Source organism: Bacillus cereus ATCC 14579, from assembly GCF_000007825.1.
Taxonomy (GTDB): Bacteria; Bacillota; Bacilli; order Bacillales; family Bacillaceae_G; genus Bacillus_A; species Bacillus_A cereus.
The window spans coordinates 5,355,498-5,372,409 of record NC_004722.1 but is presented as its reverse complement, the minus strand read 5'-3'; the positions used below and the strand labels follow the sequence as shown (position 1 = coordinate 5,372,409).

Below are 16,912 nucleotides of genomic sequence, written 5' to 3'. Positions count from 1 at the left end.
ATTATTGAAAAGTATTCCAACACTTGTATCATTGATAGAGTCCGTTTATAATCAAGGAATCCTAGTTCATGTTTTGATAGGATTATTTATTATTGAAAGCGTTTTAAGTTTGCTCCTTTTTGAGGTAGGAGGTCTGACTTATTTGAATGAAAAATTATGTATGTAGTTTTAAATGGGAAGAAAAATAATATAAGTATCACTTTATAGTGTGGGGAGGTTAAAAGTGTGAAAGGTAAAGATTTTCACACGAATATATATGGGTTATGTAGGATTATTACTTTCAGGGGCAGCTTTATTTTTAAATAGTCTTGTTATATTAGGGAAAGCAGAGATGAAAAGTGCGGGTGTTTTTAATTTATTTGTGGGTGCACTACAAATTATTATTCCGTTTTATTTGATCATGATTTCTGACCAAAGCAATTGGACAGTGTATTCATATGCGGCTACTTTCTTATTTGGATTAACTTATTTATATGTAGGTGTTACTTTTATAAAAGGAATGGATAGTAGTGGTCTAGGATGGTTTTGTATTTGGGTAGCAATTATAGCCTTATTCTATATGGTTGTTTCATTTGTTCAATTCCATGATGTTGTTAATGCGTTAACGTGGTTTATGTGGGCATTACTTTGGTATTTATTCTTTGTATTAAATACACAAAAGAAGAACATTAATCAATATCTTGGAAGGATTGCCTTCGTACAATCATGGGTAACATTGACTTTACCTTCACTCTTTTATTTTATGGGAGTGTGGGGAGAGGGATTTGTATATGAACTATGGGTTTATGTATCAGTAATTTCTATTTTGTACTTCTGTTATTGTATTTATAAATATCGAGTACGTTAATATATTTTCTGTAGAAAAGCATGGAATCGTTAAACGAATTCCATGCTTTTTATATGTTGGCACTTATAATAGAGAGGTAGTATTTTACAATTTGCTAAAATGGGGATGATGAAGTTGAAAAAAGTATTGGTGCTAGGGGGAACAAGATTTTTTGGTAAACATTTAGTAGAAGCACTTTTGCAAGAGGGGCACGATGTAACGATTGCGACGAGGGGAGTTACTGAAGATTCTTTTGGTAGCGCAGTAAAAAGAATAATTATTGATAGAGAAGATGGAAAGCTACTAGAAAAGTGTCTAGAAGGAAAAAGTTATGATATTGTATACGATAATTTATGCTATAGCTCGAATGCAGCGAAGATAACATGTGAAGTGTTACGAGGGAAAACGAAGAAATATGTTATGACATCTTTAATGGCCGTCTATGAACCTGCCTAAGCTTATCAGAAGAAGACTTTAATCCGTACGATTATGCAATCGCGTATGGAGATAGGAATGACTTCAATTATGGTGAAGGAAAGAGATTAGCTGAAGCCGTTGTATTTCAACAAGCAACATTCCCAGTTGTTGCAGTTCGTTTTCCAGTTGTTATTGGAGAAAACGATTATACGAAAAGGTTACAATTTTACGTTGAATGTATTGTGAACCAAAAACCTATCGTTGTGGATCATGTAGATGGAACTTTGTCATTTATACATGAAAAAGAGGCAGGAGAGTTTCTAGCTTGGTGCGGAATGGAAAATGTGAAAGGGCCAATTAACGCCTGTAGTAACGGGGTAGTTTCTACGGAAGAAATTATTCATTTCATAGAAGAGAAGACAGGAATAAAAGCACTCATTCAGAAAGCTGGGGAAAATATAGCTCCTTATAATGAGGTAACTAACTGTACATTACATAATGGAAAGGCTCGTGAATTCGGATTTTTGTTCCGAGAGCTGAAACTAGAAATGAAAAATGTTTTAAAACATTATATAAATACAATGAAGTAATCATAAATCCCCCGGTGGCAATCCGGGGGATTCTGGAGGATTTCGACAATACTGATTTTACATTACCAAATTTACCTTATACGTACGACTAATGTTTTTGTGATTGAATTGCTTGTAAATACTTCTCGTTTACTTGGTCCCAGTTTACTGTATGCCACCAGTTGGTAACAAACTCTGGGCGCCTATTTTGATACTTTAAATAATAAGCATGTTCCCATACATCAATTACGAGTAAGGGGATTTTCCCTTCTTGCAAAGGCGTATCTTGATTTGGTGTACTCATAACAGAGAGTTCCTCACCGTCAAGAACAAGCCATCCATAGCCACTTCCAAAACGACTAATAGCTGCTTTGGAAAGTTGATCTTTTAAGTTGTCAAAGGTATTGAAATAATAATCAATTACTTTTGCAACGTCTCCATTAGGCTCACCGCCACCTCGTGGGCTCATCACTTCCCAAAAAAGACTATGACAATAGTGACCACCACCGTTATTTCGTACAGCTGTAACAATTTCCTTCGGTAAAGTATCTAAATTACATAGCAATTCTTCTAAAGATTTATTATGTAATTCAGTATAATTTTCTAAAGTAGCATTTAAATTGTTTACGTATGTCGCATGGTGCTTTCCATGATGAATGGAAAGTGTATTGCTATCAATATGTGGCTCTAGTTCATCATAGTCATATGAAAGCTTTGGCAATTGAAATGAAGACATAACATTACCTCCTTTCTATTTAAAAAGTTGGTCTAGGTAAAAATACTTTACCTGAGTCAAAAATACACCCATTTTCCATATAAGTCAATAGTAAGTCCATTAATTTTCTGAAAAATATTACAATAAAAGTAACACTCTCACTTTCATTTGTGACTCCTATCCTTTTTGCTTATACTGTAAAGTAGCAGGGTTTTGTTGAAATAGAAAGAGATTGTTTATGAGTAAAACGAAACAATTAATAGAAGAAGCAAGTAATTTTATTACGATTTGTTATAAGGAGCTTCATAAAGAACAATTGATAGAAGAACGTATAAAAGAAATTCAAATTGAGATAGAGAAGACAGGGACATATGAGCATACATTTGAAGAACTTGTTCATGGTTCACGAATGGCATGGCGTAACAGTAATAGATGTATTGGAAGACTATTTTGGAGTAAGATGCACATATTAGATGCGCGCGAAGTAAATGATGAAGAGGGTGTATATAATGCATTAATTCATCATATTAAATATGCAACGAACGACGGGAAAGTTAAACCAACCATTACGATTTTTAAGCAATATCAAGGTGAAGAAAATAATATAAGAATTTATAATCACCAATTGATTCGATATGCAGGATATAAAACAGAAACGGGAGTGATTGGTGATTCTCATTCCGCTACATTTACGGACTTTTGTCAGGGGCTTGGTTGGCAAGGAGAAGGTACGAATTTCGATGTATTGCCACTTGTGTTCTCTATAAACGGGAAGGCACCTACATATAAAGAAATTCCGAGAGAAGAAGTAAAAGAAGTGCCAATTGAACACCCAGAATACCCTATTTCATCACTTGGAGTGAAATGGTATGGTGTTCCAATGATTTCAGATATGCGTTTAGAAATTGGCGGTATTTCTTATACAGCCGCTCCGTTCAATGGATGGTATATGGGAACAGAAATTGGGGCGCGCAACTTAGCAGATCATGATCGTTATAATTTACTTCCGGCTGTTGCGGAGATGATGGATTTAGATACATCGAGAAACGGTACCTTATGGAAAGATAAGGCGCTAATTGAGTTGAATATTGCCGTACTACACTCCTTTAAAAAACAAGGAGTTAGTATTGTTGATCACCATACTGCTGCACAACAATTTCAGCAATTTGAGAAGCAAGAAGCTGCTTGTGGTCGTGTTGTAACAGGTAATTGGGTATGGCTTATTCCACCATTATCTCCAGCTACCACTCACATTTATCATAAACCGTATCCGAATGAAATTTTGAAGCCAAATTTCTTTCATAAATAATATTTAGTGTAGGTTTTTTCTTTGAAATATAATTTTTTTTAATTACTGTTATGTAGCAAATGGAAGCCTTTACTCTCGGTTATTTTTGGAAGAGGCTTTTTGAACCAAGGAGTACCTTATGTTATAATCAAATTTCTGTTTCGAAGACCTTATAGAAATATAAGGTCTTTTGTTTTGCTTTTTTATGTAAGAGGAAGAGAATTTTTCTTTTTAATAAGGGATTTGGCATATTTTTAGGGACAACATAAGTATGTGGGAAGTCGATAAAATGTTATGCATATATAATTATTATGTTTTGGGTTTAAACAATAAAACATAATAAAGTTGTTTTTTTAGATTGCTGAGGAAGGAGGAAGTATAAATGAGGATGAAGAGTCGAAAAACTGATTGGCCTGTATTTATTATTAGTGGTGGTTCACTTTTATTATTTGTAATTGCAGTTTTTTTGAACAAGGATTATGTAGAGAGTGCGATTAATAAAAGTTTCGCTTTTTCAATTAAATATTTCGGTGCCTTCTGGCAAGTTTTATTATTAGGTACATTTATTGTTGCGATGTGTATGGCTTTCTCCAAATATGGGAGAGTTAAGCTTGGGGGATTAGAAAAACCTGAGATTAGTACGGCAAAATGGCTTGCTATTATTATGTCTACATTACTTGCTGGAGGTGGCGTTTTTTGGGCAGCAGCAGAGCCAATGTATCATTTGATGACGGTGCCACCAATACATGATGGTATATCTGCTGGAACGAAAGAAGCAGTCATGCCTGCTTTAGCACAAAGTTATATGCATTGGGGATTTTTAGCATGGACGATTTTAGGTACAATTAGTGCGGTAGTTATGATGTATGGACATTATCATAAAGATATGCCGCTAAAACCTCGAACACTTTTATACCCTATTTTTGGGGAAAAATTAAGAAAGAGCCTGCTTGGAACGATAATTGATGCAGCTGCAATTATTGCAGTAGCTGCAGGTACAATTGGCCCAATTGGATTTTTAGGTTTACAAGCAAGTTATGGATTACAAGAATTATTTGGAATTTCTGATGTGTTTACTACTCAATTAGCAATTATTGTTTGTGTGGTGGCCGTGTCTACCATATCGGCAGTAACAGGTATTGATAAAGGGATTCAAATTATAAGTAATTTAAATGTTAGATTAGCAATTGTGTTAATGGCATTCATATTACTATTTGGGCCAGGTGGATTTATTATTGATTCGTTTGTTTCTTCGTTTGGATTTTATGTAAATGAGTTTATACCGATGAGCACATACCGTGGTGATACAAGTTGGTTAGGATCTTGGACAATCTTTTTCTGGGGATGGTTTATTGGATATGGACCAATGATGGCAATTTTAGTGAGTCGAATTTCAAGAGGGAGAACGATTCGAGAAATCATCGTTGCAATTGGAATTATCGCACCTATTATTACAACATTTTGGTTTACTATATTAGGTGGATCAGGCGTGTTTTATGAGTTGATGAATCCTGGGTCTATCTCGGACGCATTAAGTGAATCTGGTATGCCGGCAGCTATGATTGCAATTACAGGGCAATTGCCACTTTCTAATATTATTGGACCAGCATTTCTTTTATTAACAATTTTATTTGTAGTGACAACAGGAGATTCAATGGCGTATTCCATTTCAATGGCAGTGACTGGAGACGGAGATCCTAGAATTAGTTTGCGAATTTTTTGGTCGCTTATTATGGGCGCAGTTGCAGCAATTCTTTTATATATGGGTGAAGGAAGTATTAATGCGCTACAATCGTTTATCGTGGTGACGGCAGTTCCGGTATCAATTTTGTTATTCCCAATGCTATGGTTAGCGCCTAAAGTTGCGGGAGAATTAGCATTAAAACAAGGTATTGTAAAAGAAGAAGATAAAACTGCATTCTTATTTCAGAAGGCTAGTAAATCAAAATAAATAAAAACGTAAAAGAGGAAGCATCTTAAATGAGATGCTTCCTCTTTTACGTTTAATCTAATACTTTTCCCTTTGTTTCTGGTACACATAGTAGCATTGTAATTAACCCGATTGGGTAGATGATAAAAATCAAGGACAATGCTCCAAGTAGGTTGCCACCTGTAGCAAGTAAGCCAATAATAACAGGCCCAAATCCAGCTAGTCCACGTCCTGTACCGAAAATAAAGTTTTCGGCGGTAGAGCGAGCTTCAGCAGGATAGTTTTCAGCTAAAATTGCTCCAAATCCTCCCATCATTCCATTTGCAAAGAATCCAAGCAATGCACTTCCCCATAATAATAATGTTGAATCTGTGAATAAGAAGAAGTAAATGAGACAGTATACTGTACCGCCAATATAATAGATTGCAAAAGTTTTACGTCGACCAATTTTATCAGCTAGAATACCAAAGATTGCAATTCCAATTAGCATACCGATGGTAGAAATGAACATCCAGCCACTTGCTTTTGCTAATGTATAGTTATATTTATTTGCTAAAATAGTGGGCATCCATGTGAAGATTCCGTAATATCCGAAGTTTTGGATGAACGACATAATAATAAGACCAATTGTTGTAATTGTTACTTTTTTATTGGCAAATAACTTTCGAAGTGGAAATTTTTTTATATGTTTTAGTTGTTCTGCTTCAGTAGTTGTTAATTTACCTGCAGCTTCTTTTTGCAATAGCTCCTTTTTGTAGCGTTGTTTTTGCTCCCATATTTTCGGTTCACTTAAACTTTTACGGACATAGACAGCTAGTAAAGCTGGAATTAATCCAAATAAGAAAACGGCTCTCCATCCAAAGTGTGGGACAATAAATGCTGGAAGGAGTGAAGCAATCAGTACACCAAATTGCCATCCAAGTGCAACAACAGATGTCGCTTTAGCGCGCATTTCTTTAGACCATGTTTCTGTTACGATGGCCATTCCGATTCCGAATTCACCACCAACTCCCATTCCAACTAAAAAGCGCAGAATTAATAATTGCCAGTAGTCTGTTGCGAAATAAATGAGTGCGGTTGCTAGTGAAAACAGTAAGATTGTGAAGGCCATTGTACGAATACGGCCAAATAAATCAGCAATAAATCCAAATAAATAAGAACCAATTAACATTCCTATTGTGGTAGCTAAAGTTAAGTTTCCACCTTCAACAGGACTTAAGTGAAACTCTTTTAAAATATAGACAAGTACGAACGATAATAGCAACATATCTAAACCTTCTGCTGCATATCCTAGCGCAGAACCAAATAATGTTTTATATCTTTTCGCTTTTGTCTCCTCTGTTGTTTGTTGTACATCAGTAGTGACGTTCATTATTACTCCTCCTTATTTTCTACAGTCGCTATGGAAGAATAACAAAAGGCCTTCTCACCTGATATGATGAGAAGGCCAAAAAAGCATACGTATCCCCAAGAAAAGAACATACGTATATTGTATTCCGACTTCCTTCTCAACCTCACGGGGTTGGGTTAAAGGACTGTATTATATTACTTTATTTTTAGCACTCTTCTATATGTATTGTCAAATAAAGAGGAAGTTATTATGTGTAAAATATTTCAAAAAACATTTCGTTCTTCTTGACGCCGACTTCATTATTTTCCCATAATAAAACTAACTAAATAAAAAGGAATGAATCAAAGATGCTAAATTTAGTACTCATGATGATTGAACGAGTCGGACTTATAGTTATTTTAGGATTTTTACTCTCTCATATTAAAACTTTCAGACGCCTCCTTCATAAACAGGATGGCTATGTAGATAAGCTTAAGCTTATTTGTATTTTTTCGGTATTTACAATTGTAAGCAATTACACTGGGATTGAAATAGCAGGAAATACGATTATGAATGAAAATTGGTTACAAGGTGTTTCATCATCGAGTACCATTGCGAATACACGTATTATGGGTGTTGGAATTAGTGGATTGCTTGGTGGTCCTATCGTCGGAATTGGGGTAGGATCAATTGCTGGTATTCACCGTTATATGCTTGGAGGGACGACAGCTCTAAGTTGTGCAATCTCGTCAATTTTAGCAGGTGTTATAACGGGGTATATTGGATACATTTTCAAAAAGTATAATCGTACAATTACTCCTAAGTTTTCAGCGATTTTAAGTGTTTTTATCGTTTCTTTAGAAATGATTATGATCCTATTAATTGTAGAGGATGGAATGAGCATTGTGAAAACAATTGCGATACCAATGATCCTTGTAAATAGTTTTGGAAGTTTTATTTTACTTTCTATGATACAAGCTATTTTGCGTCAGGAAGAGAACGCAAAGGCACTTCAGACTCATAAGGTATTACGTATTGCAGATAAAACGTTACCATATTTTCGCCAAGGCTTAACAGAAGAATCATGTAAGCATGTGGCACAAATTATTCACCGTTTTCCAGGAACAGATGCGGTATCCTTAACAGATACAGAGAAAATATTAGCTCATGTTGGATTAGCATCAGATCACCATATTCCTTCACATAGTTTAATAACTGGTTTGTCGAAAGAAGTTTTACATACAGGGCAAATAATGAAAGCAAAATCACGTGAGGTCATTAATTGTCAACATGAAGGATGCCCTTTGCAAGCGGCGATTGTTATTCCACTAACTTCGCATGGAAATACGATAGGGACATTAAAACTGTATTTTAAAAATCCTAACCAGTTAAGTCGCGTTGAAGAAGAATTAGCAGAAGGGTTAGCAAAAATATTCTCCACGCAGTTAGAGTTAGGAGAAGCTGAGTTGCAAAGTAAATTACTTCAAGATGCGGAGATAAAAGCATTACAAGCGCAAATTAACCCGCACTTTTTATTTAATGCGATTAATACAGTATCAGCTTTATGCCGAACAGATGTAGAAAAAGCAAGGAAGTTATTATTACAGCTTAGCGTATATTTCCGATGTAATTTGCAAGGGGCACGTCAGTTATTGATTCCACTAGAACAAGAATTAAACCATGTACAGGCATATCTATCCTTAGAACAAGCAAGGTTCCCAAATAAGTATGAGGTAAAGATGTATATTGAGGACGAGCTAAAGACAACTTTAGTACCACCATTTGTTCTTCAACTATTGGTTGAAAATGCATTGCGACACGCTTTTCCGAAGAAGCAACCAGTATGTGAAGTAGAAGTGCATGTTTTTGAAAAAGAGGGTATGGTTCATTTTGAAGTAAAAGATAATGGACAGGGAATTGAGGAAGAACGTTTAGAACAATTAGGAAAGATGGTAGTTTCGTCAAAGAAAGGGACTGGAACAGCTTTATATAATATTAATGAACGTCTTATTGGATTATTTGGAAAAGAAACGATGCTTCATATCGAAAGTGAATTAAATGAGGGGACAGAGATTACTTTTGTTATTCCAAAAAAAGTAGGGGAGGAAGAACAGATTGTTAAAAGTATTAGTAGTTGACGATGAAATGTTAGCACGTGATGAACTAAAGTATTTATTAGAGAGAACGAAAGAAGTTGAGATAATTGGTGAGGCTGATTGTGTGGAAGACGCATTAGAAGAACTAATGCAAAGTAGACCAGATATTGTGTTTTTAGATATTCAATTATCCGATGATAACGGATTTGAAATCGCCAATATATTAAAGAAGATGAAAAATCCACCTGCAATTGTATTTGCTACTGCCTATGATCAATATGCACTGCAAGCATTTGAAGTAGATGCGTTAGACTACATTTTAAAACCATTTGATGAAGAGCGTATTGTGCAGACATTAAAGAAGTATAAAAAACAAAAACAATCGCAAATAGAAACGAAGCACGAAATAAAGGGGACAGATGTAACAGTAGAGATGCATAAATTAGCATTACCAATTGAAGAATCAATCGTACTTGTTAATATTGAAGATATTGTATATGTAGGACTTGTGGACGGAAAAGTGACAGTAAAAACAATGAGGGAAACATATGTAACACACGATACACTTGTGATTTTGGAAAAGAAGTTGCCGCAAGTAAGTTTCATGCGTGTTCATCGTAGCTTTATTGCAAATATTAATCATATTACTGAAATTCAGCCATGGTTTAACTCTACTTATAATTTAATTATGAAAGAAGGATCAAAAGTACCTGTTAGTCGTACATATGCAAAAGAACTCAAGAAGCTGCTTCGTATTTAAGGAGCAGCTTTTGTATTTCATCCTTTTATATTTGTAACTGATTCTGTATATTTGACGTCCCGTTATGTAAACGCTTACTTGGGCGGTTGTATCCTATACAATAAAGGTACCAAATCGAAAGAGGTGGCCAAAATGAGTACGAAAAAAGTATATAGTTTCTTATTACAAGCATTCATATTTTCAGCTATTATGTTAATTTCTAATATTATTGCAACACATTTACCAATTCCAATGCCTTCATCGGTAATCGGGTTAGTTATTTTATTTAGTCTATTATGTTTAAAAGTTATTAAATTGGAGCAAGTTGAATCACTCGGAACAGCTTTAACAGGTATTATTGGATTCTTATTCGTCCCATCAGGTATTTCAGTTATTAATTCTCTTGGTGTAATGGGGCAATACTTTGTACAAATTTTAACTGTAATTGTTGTAGCGACAGTTATTTTACTCGCTGTAACAGGATTATTTGCACAATTTATTTTAGGAAAAGATGAAAAAGAAACAGAAGATATAAAAGAATTGAAAGTAGTAAATAAAGGACGCAAGCACGGAAAGGTTGCGTAACCATTGTATTTATATATTGTTGGGAGGTAATGAACATGGCAAGCACAATGACTCCATATTTCGGAATCGTCGTTTCATTAATCGCATACGGAATCGGAACATTATTATTCAAGCATTCAAAAGGGTTCTTCCTATTTACACCATTATTCGTAGCGATGGTATTAGGGATTGTATTTCTAAAGGTAGGTAACTTTACTTTTGAAGAATATAATACTGGCGGAAAAATGATTAGTTTCTTCTTAGAGCCAGCAACAATTGCATTCGCTATCCCACTATATAAACAAGTTGATAAGTTGAAAAAATATTGGTGGCAAATTTTATCAGCTATCGTGGTTGGATCTATTTGCTCAGTAATTGTCGTGTTCATTGTTGCAAAAGCAATCGGTTTAGATACAGCAGTAATGAATTCAATGCTACCACAAGCAGCAACAACAGCAATTGCGTTACCAATTTCAGAAAGTATTGGTGGTATTCCAGCAATTACATCGTTTGCAGTTATTTTCAACGCAGTTATCGTATACGCATTAGGAGCATTATTCTTAAAAACATTTAGAGTGAAACATCCGATTGCAAAAGGTTTAGCACTTGGAACAGCGGGTCATGCATTAGGAGTTGCAGTAGGAATTGAAATGGGTGAGGTAGAGGCAGCGATGGCAAGTATTGCTGTAACGGTAGTTGGGGTTGTAACAGTAGTTGTCATCCCAATGTTCATGCCATTCATTGGATAGTAAAACTTACTTAAAAAATAAGAAAAGCAAGCTATTTGTAGGACAGATTTCTACTGATAGCTTGCTTTTTATGTTACAGTAGTGGTAAGACCTATTAAAAAATGTAAGTTTCCTTAAATCTTCATTAATACTATGTAGAATACGTTTTGAATTAGGTCATTGTATTGTAAAATAAGAAGTAGGCTACTATATACCTGGTAAGGTAGGCATATAATGAGTTTATAAAAATCTTAATATGAATGAATAATTAAAAGTAGAAAAGAGAGAGAAATCTACTTATTAACGTTTTAGTTTATAGGACAGGAGAGAGTATTCGTCGATTATGCAAATAAAAAACCTGTTTCAAAGCAAAGGATTTCAGAGGTTACTCGTATTAGTAATACTTGCTCTCGTGTTATACGGGCTGCAAAGTATGTTGAATTTAATATTAATTACGTTTATTCTCACGTATTTAATGGATCGATTCCAAAAGTTTATTTCACGCAAATTAGATCATTTCATGCCTATTAATCGAAAAATTATTATAGCATTTCTATATGTAATGTTAATTGGTGGAATTGCTATTACGCTATTTAAATATTTACCAGTATTGACGATACAAATTTCACAACTGATTTACCAATTCAATGTATTTTTAAGAAACCCACCAGATAGTGAACTAATTAAGTATGCAGTTAATGCTGTCAATCATATGGAGCTTTCTAAATATGTAGGACAAGGCGTAGACATTTTGTATAAATCGATTACGAATGTTGGTAAATTTGGCCTTCAAGTTTTACTTTCTTTAATTTTGAGTTTGTTTTTCTTATTAGAAAAATCTCGTATTGTCGGTTTTACTGCAAAGTTTAAAGAAAGCAGGCTTGCAATTTTCTATACTGAAATTGAGTACTTCGGAAAGAAATTTGCACGTTCATTTGGAAAGGTAATCGAAGCGCAATTTTTAATTGCTGTTGTTAACTGTGTTCTTTCAGTTATCGCATTATGGATATTAGGATTCCCGCAATTATTAGGTTTAGCGTTAATGATTTTCTTGCTTGGCTTAATTCCAGTAGCGGGGGTTATCATTTCGTTGTTCCCACTTTGTATGATTGCTTACAATATTGGCGGTATCATGTACGTTGTTTATATTTTGGTTATCGTAACAGTGATTCATGCGCTTGAAAGTTACGTATTAAACCCGAAGTTTATGTCGCAAAAAACAAATTTACCGATTTTCTATACATTTATGGTATTAATCTTCTCAGAACACTTCTTAGGTGTATGGGGATTAATTATCGGTATTCCAATCTTCATCTTCTTATTAGATGTTTTAGACGTGACAAGTGATGAAATGGAGAAGGATGTTGGAAAAAATAAAGTGAAGTAAAGAAAAAGCATCGATGTTCGGTGCTTTTTCTTTTATAATATGATGTTTCTTATGCCATACTGTAAGCAGAACATAGAATAGGGGTGAAGTAATGGCTGTAAATGAAAAGGTAGAATTGGCTACATTTGCTGGAGGGTGCTTCTGGTGTATGGTTTCGCCATTTGAAGAGATGGAAGGGATTATAAAGGTTGTTTCTGGCTACACAGGTGGTCATAAAGAGAATCCAACGTATAAAGAAGTATGTTCAGAAACGACGGGACATTATGAGGCAGTACAAATTACATTTGATGCAAATAAAATGCCGTATGAGGAATTGTTAAATATATATTGGAGACAAATTGATCCGACCGATATTGGTGGACAATTCCACGACCGCGGACAGTCTTATGAAACGGTGATTTTTTATCATAATGAAGAACAACATAAAAAAGCAGAGGCCTCAAAAGAAGAGCTTGAGCAGAGTGGACGCTTTTCAAAACCAATTGCGACAAAAATACTACCAGCAGCTACATTTTATCCAGCTGAAGAATATCACCAAGGATACCATAAGAAAAACACATTCCGCTATGAGTTATATCGTAAAGGCTCAGGACGAGATGCTTTTATTAAGCAACATTGGCCAAAGGATAATGCTCATTTAAAAGAAAAACTCAATGAGATGCAGTATTATGTAACACAGGAAAATGGTACAGAACCACCATTTCGAAATGAGTATTGGAACCATAAAGAGGAAGGTCTTTATGTAGACATCGTTTCAGGTGAGCCGTTGTTTACTTCTCTAGATAAATTTGATAGTGGATGTGGATGGCCTAGTTTTACAAAACCAGTGATGTCAGCAAGTGTGAAAGAAAAGATGGATGTGAGTCATAATATGACACGTACAGAAGTGAGAAGTAAAGAAGGAGATTCACATCTTGGGCACGTATTTCCAGATGGTCCAGGACCAAATGGCCTTCGTTACTGTATTAATTCCGCAGCTCTTCGATTTATTCCAAAAGAGGAATTAGAGAAAGAAGGCTATAGCGATTTCCTAATCTTGTTTGGAAATAAAAAATAACCTCGCAGTTAGCGAGGTTATTTTGTTTTTTTCTTTTTAAATTTGCTTAATACTTCATAAACGATTGGAACAATAAGAAGTGTTAATAACGTTGAACTTGTTAATCCACCAATTACCGTTACGCCAAGTCCTTTAGAAATTAAGCCACTACCTTCAAATCCTAATGCAAGCGGGATAAGAGCACCGATTGTTGCAATTGCAGTCATTAAAATTGGACGAAGGCGTGTTGCACCAGCTTCTAATAAAGCTTCACGTGTTGATAGTCCTTCATTTTCCTTATGAATAACGCGGTCGATAAGCACGATTGCGTTTGTTACAACGATACCGATTAACATAAGCGCACCAATCATTGCAGATACACTTAATGTTTCACCAGAGATTAATAAGGCAACAAGAGCCCCAATAATTGTAAATGGTAGCGAGAATAAAATTGCGAATGGTGCTAGGGCACCACCAAATGTAACGACAAGAACGAAGTATACAATGGCAATCGCAGCTAACATCGCTAAGCCAAGTTGTTTGAATGATTCTTCAATATCTTTAGTAACACCGCCCATAGAAACATCTACACCAGAAGGAAGATCCATTTTATCTACTTCTTTTTGTACTGCAGCAGATGCTTTTGAAACGTCATCAGATGTTAATTTGGCACTAACCTCTGCATAAACACGTCCATCTCGGTGTGTTACTGTATTCGATGTTTCACCTTCTTTTACAGTCATAACATCTTTCACAGCTACTTCATTACCAAGTGGTGTTGTAATTTTGCGATTTGTTAAGTCATCGATTGTTTCATAATTTTGTTTTTCAGCTTCTACATATACATTGATATCTTTACCGTCTTTTTTAATTGTTGTCAGAACAGGGCGATCATGTTGATTAGAAAGTCCCATTCCAATTTGAGCAGCCGTTAAGCCCATTTTACTCAGCTTTTCTTGATCTGCGACTAAAGTGTACTCTGCATATGTTTTTGCAATACTAGAATCTATATCTTTTAAGTCTTTATTTTTCTTCATGATATTTTGAATATCTTTTACGACAGGCTTAATGTCTTCTGAGCTATCTCCATAAACGTATAGTTTAATTTCGTTACTACCGCCACTTGCTCCGAAGTCTTGGTTTTTCCATTCGCCTTTGCCAGACATCTTCTGTAAATCTTTAACGACTTGTTCTTTCTCTTTTTCAAAGTTTTTCGTGTCGTTATCATATTGCACGAAGAACATTGCTTGGTTTGATTGACCAGGACTCATTGGATTCTCTCCACCTAATGAGAACTGAATTGTTTTGACGTCTTTATTATCTTGGAAGTGCTTCTCAGCTTTTGTTGCAATTTTTTCAACGTCTTCTAACGTTTGACCTGGTTCAGGATTATATGTTGCAATAATCATTTTTTCTTCTTCAGAAGGTAAGAAACTTACACCGATAACTGGTACAAGTGCAAGACTACCAACTAATAGAAGGACAGCGATACTTGATGTAATAATTTTGTGATTTAAAGCCCATGCAAGTATGCGTTTATACCTATTTGCTAATTTACTTGGTTTTTCTTCATGATGTACTTCTTTTTCCCTCATGCTCTCTTTCTTAAATAAGGAATGAGCTAGCATCGGTACGATTGTAACTGCTACTAGTAATGATGCTAATAAAGCGAAGACGATAGTTAAGGCGAATGGTAAGAACATTTCACCAATCATACCTTTTACTAGTCCAAGCGGTAAAAATACAGCAATTGTTACAATGGTGGAAGACATAATTGGGATAAACATTTCTTTCGTAGCTTCACGAATTAAATCTTTTCCACGTAATTTCTCTTCTGATAACGACATACGTCGGTAAATATTTTCAATAACAACAATTGAGTCATCGACAACGCGGCCTATAGCAACGGTCATTGCTCCGAGTGTCATAATGTTAAGCGTAATATCCATTTGCTTTATGACTAAAACAGCAATTAATAAAGAAAGTGGTATTGAAACGACAGAAATTAACGTTGTTCGAATATTTCGTAGGAACAGCATAATAATAACAATCGCAAAGATAGCGCCGAAAATTGCTTTGCTCAGCATTGTTTCAACTGATTTTTCAATAGGTGCACCTTGGTCGAATGTTGAAATGATCTCTAAATCTTTATATTTTTTCTCAAGATCTTTTACTTTATCTTTTACTGCATTTACAACATCAACTGTATTTGCATCAGAGGCCTTCACAATTTGAATTCCAATTGCTTCTTTTCCATTTGTTCGAGAAATAGATTCTGCTTTCCCAACTTCTTTAATGTCAGCAATTTCGTCTAATGTAACTGTTGGAATCCCGTTCATAGCAGCTGGATTCATTTGCGGCGTTTGTGCACCAGCGCCAGCATTTTGACTACCTTGACCGTTAGGTGAGGAAGGTATAGCTGGGATTTTAAGTTCTTTTAACGCTTTAATCGTTGTAATATTGCCATCTACAACAACTGATTTTTCCGTGTCTTTAAATGTGTATAAGCCAAGTGGTAAAGATACATCCGATCCCTTAATCACATTTTTTACGGTATCTTCACTTAGTCCTAGTTCTTTCATTTTATCTTTCTTGAAGACAAGCTGTACTTCATCTACTTGTTGGCCAGCAATTTGAACAGATGCAACACCATCAAGTCCTTTTAATCCTGGTACAACATTTTTTTCTACATTTTCAGTTAAGGTAGCTAAAGATTCATTCTTACTTGCCACGCTTAACGAAATAACTGGAAAGGCATTGAAGTTTACTCGTGAAACTTTAGGATCTTTAACACCTTCTGGGAGCTTTACATTTGTGAGAGCTTCTTTAATTTCTGTTTCTGCTTTTTCCATATTTTTATCAAAATCGTATTCTACTTGAATAGAAGATGCGTTTTGAAAAGATGATGAACTCACAACGTTAACACCGCTTAAATTTTGTAGTTGTTCTTCCATCGGCTTTGAAACTTTATCAGCTACTTCTTCTGGTGTAGCACCAGGATAGACCGTAGTTACTGTCACAATCGGTGTTGTAATATCAGGGATTGTTTCCAGCTTCATATTGAGTCCAGAGTAGATCCCCGCAATAGTAACAATAATGGTTAGTAGCCAAACTGCGAACTTATTTTTTAACGAGAAATTGATGATTTTGTTCATGTTTGCGCTCCCTTTTTATTATATTGACCAACTGGTCAGTCTAATACATAATATAACTGACCGTTCGGTCAATCGTCAATAAAAAGAGATGGTATAATACATTTATAATAAGATGCGAGATTAAATTTAGGA

At 35.1% G+C, this 16,912-nt stretch carries 12 protein-coding genes and 2 pseudogenes; 11 read left to right on the top strand and 3 right to left on the bottom strand.

Annotated features, from left to right (window positions below):
- Positions 1-256: 256 nt before the first annotated feature.
- Together BC_RS27165 and BC_RS27160 are read left to right on the top strand one after the other, a co-directional pair.
- A complete protein-coding gene (locus tag BC_RS27165) occupies positions 257-847 on the top strand; it encodes an AmiS/UreI family transporter (RefSeq protein ID WP_000542569.1) in 591 nt (196 codons plus the stop codon).
- 99 nt (positions 848-946) lie between these two features.
- Positions 947-1,833, top strand: a pseudogene (locus BC_RS27160) (NAD-dependent epimerase/dehydratase family protein).
- Positions 1,834-1,921: 88 nt separating this feature from the next.
- On the opposite strand, the gene sodA reads toward BC_RS27160, so the two are convergent.
- On the bottom strand, positions 1,922-2,548 hold the full coding sequence (gene sodA, locus BC_RS27155; RefSeq protein ID WP_000094042.1) for a superoxide dismutase [Mn]: 627 nt from the start codon (positions 2,546-2,548) through the stop codon (positions 1,922-1,924).
- Positions 2,549-2,765: 217 nt separating this feature from the next.
- Between sodA and BC_RS27150 the strand changes: the two genes are divergently transcribed.
- Positions 2,766-3,836: a nitric oxide synthase oxygenase gene (locus BC_RS27150; protein ID WP_000047627.1), complete on the top strand. Its 1,071-nt coding sequence runs from the start codon at positions 2,766-2,768 to the stop codon at positions 3,834-3,836.
- A 361-nt stretch (positions 3,837-4,197) separates the two neighbouring features.
- Positions 4,198-5,766 (top strand): BCCT family transporter, encoded by a 1,569-nt coding sequence (locus BC_RS27145; protein WP_001242442.1) that lies wholly within the window; start codon positions 4,198-4,200, stop codon positions 5,764-5,766.
- A gap of 52 nt (positions 5,767-5,818) precedes the next feature.
- Here the strand turns inward: BC_RS27145 and BC_RS27140 are convergent, their stop codons facing one another.
- The gene (locus BC_RS27140; protein WP_001103412.1) at positions 5,819-7,117 is read right to left on the bottom strand and encodes an MFS transporter; all 1,299 of its coding nucleotides are present in this window, start codon (positions 7,115-7,117) and stop codon (positions 5,819-5,821) included.
- 326 nt (positions 7,118-7,443) lie between these two features.
- Between BC_RS27140 and lytS the strand changes: the two genes are divergently transcribed.
- The 7 genes and pseudogenes from lytS (at position 7,444) to msrB (ending at position 13,646) form a co-directional block, all read left to right on the top strand.
- Positions 7,444-9,213, top strand: a complete 1,770-nt coding sequence (lytS, locus tag BC_RS27135) for a two-component system sensor histidine kinase LytS (RefSeq protein WP_000933560.1) — start codon at positions 7,444-7,446, stop codon at positions 9,211-9,213.
- Positions 9,191-9,931: a LytR/AlgR family response regulator transcription factor gene (locus tag BC_RS27130; protein ID WP_000921843.1), complete on the top strand. Its 741-nt coding sequence runs from the start codon at positions 9,191-9,193 to the stop codon at positions 9,929-9,931. The genes lytS and BC_RS27130 overlap by 23 nt, the downstream gene beginning before the upstream one ends.
- A 132-nt stretch (positions 9,932-10,063) precedes the next feature.
- On the top strand, positions 10,064-10,495 hold the full coding sequence (lrgA, locus tag BC_RS27125; protein WP_000104891.1) for an antiholin-like murein hydrolase modulator LrgA: 432 nt from the start codon (positions 10,064-10,066) through the stop codon (positions 10,493-10,495).
- Positions 10,496-10,530: 35 nt separating this feature from the next.
- Complete coding sequence (gene lrgB / locus BC_RS27120) at positions 10,531-11,223, top strand: antiholin-like protein LrgB (protein WP_000168869.1); 693 nt, start codon at positions 10,531-10,533, stop codon at positions 11,221-11,223.
- Between the two features lie 322 nt (positions 11,224-11,545).
- Complete coding sequence (locus tag BC_RS27115; RefSeq protein WP_001166010.1) at positions 11,546-12,589, top strand: AI-2E family transporter; 1,044 nt, start codon at positions 11,546-11,548, stop codon at positions 12,587-12,589.
- A gap of 91 nt (positions 12,590-12,680) precedes the next feature.
- A pseudogene (gene msrA / locus BC_RS28140) lies at positions 12,681-13,148 on the top strand (peptide-methionine (S)-S-oxide reductase MsrA); the annotation flags it as partial.
- A 45-nt stretch (positions 13,149-13,193) separates the two neighbouring features.
- A complete protein-coding gene (gene msrB / locus BC_RS28135) occupies positions 13,194-13,646 on the top strand; it encodes a peptide-methionine (R)-S-oxide reductase MsrB (protein ID WP_227599596.1) in 453 nt (150 codons plus the stop codon).
- A 17-nt stretch (positions 13,647-13,663) separates the two neighbouring features.
- On the opposite strand, the gene BC_RS27105 is transcribed toward msrB, so the two are convergent.
- Complete coding sequence (locus BC_RS27105; protein WP_001033498.1) at positions 13,664-16,780, bottom strand: efflux RND transporter permease subunit; 3,117 nt, start codon at positions 16,778-16,780, stop codon at positions 13,664-13,666.
- Positions 16,781-16,912 lie beyond the last annotated feature (132 nt).

What these genes read in the sequence shown, in the direction of transcription:
- lrgB (WP_000168869.1), top strand. Translation starts at nt 10,531, where the DNA reads ATGGCAAGCACAATGACTCCATATTTCGGAATCGTCGTTTCATTAATC.
- BC_RS27150 (WP_000047627.1), top strand. Translation starts at nt 2,766, where the DNA reads ATGAGTAAAACGAAACAATTAATAGAAGAAGCAAGTAATTTTATTACG.
- BC_RS27145 (WP_001242442.1), top strand. Translation starts at nt 4,198, where the DNA reads ATGAGGATGAAGAGTCGAAAAACTGATTGGCCTGTATTTATTATTAGT.
- lytS (WP_000933560.1), top strand. Translation starts at nt 7,444, where the DNA reads ATGCTAAATTTAGTACTCATGATGATTGAACGAGTCGGACTTATAGTT.
- sodA (WP_000094042.1), bottom strand. Translation starts at nt 2,548, where the DNA reads ATGTCTTCATTTCAATTGCCAAAGCTTTCATATGACTATGATGAACTA.
- BC_RS27115 (WP_001166010.1), top strand. Translation starts at nt 11,546, where the DNA reads ATGCAAATAAAAAACCTGTTTCAAAGCAAAGGATTTCAGAGGTTACTC.
- BC_RS27140 (WP_001103412.1), bottom strand. Translation starts at nt 7,117, where the DNA reads ATGAACGTCACTACTGATGTACAACAAACAACAGAGGAGACAAAAGCG.
- lrgA (WP_000104891.1), top strand. Translation starts at nt 10,064, where the DNA reads ATGAGTACGAAAAAAGTATATAGTTTCTTATTACAAGCATTCATATTT.
- BC_RS27105 (WP_001033498.1), bottom strand. Translation starts at nt 16,780, where the DNA reads ATGAACAAAATCATCAATTTCTCGTTAAAAAATAAGTTCGCAGTTTGG.
- BC_RS27165 (WP_000542569.1), top strand. Translation starts at nt 257, where the DNA reads ATGGGTTATGTAGGATTATTACTTTCAGGGGCAGCTTTATTTTTAAAT.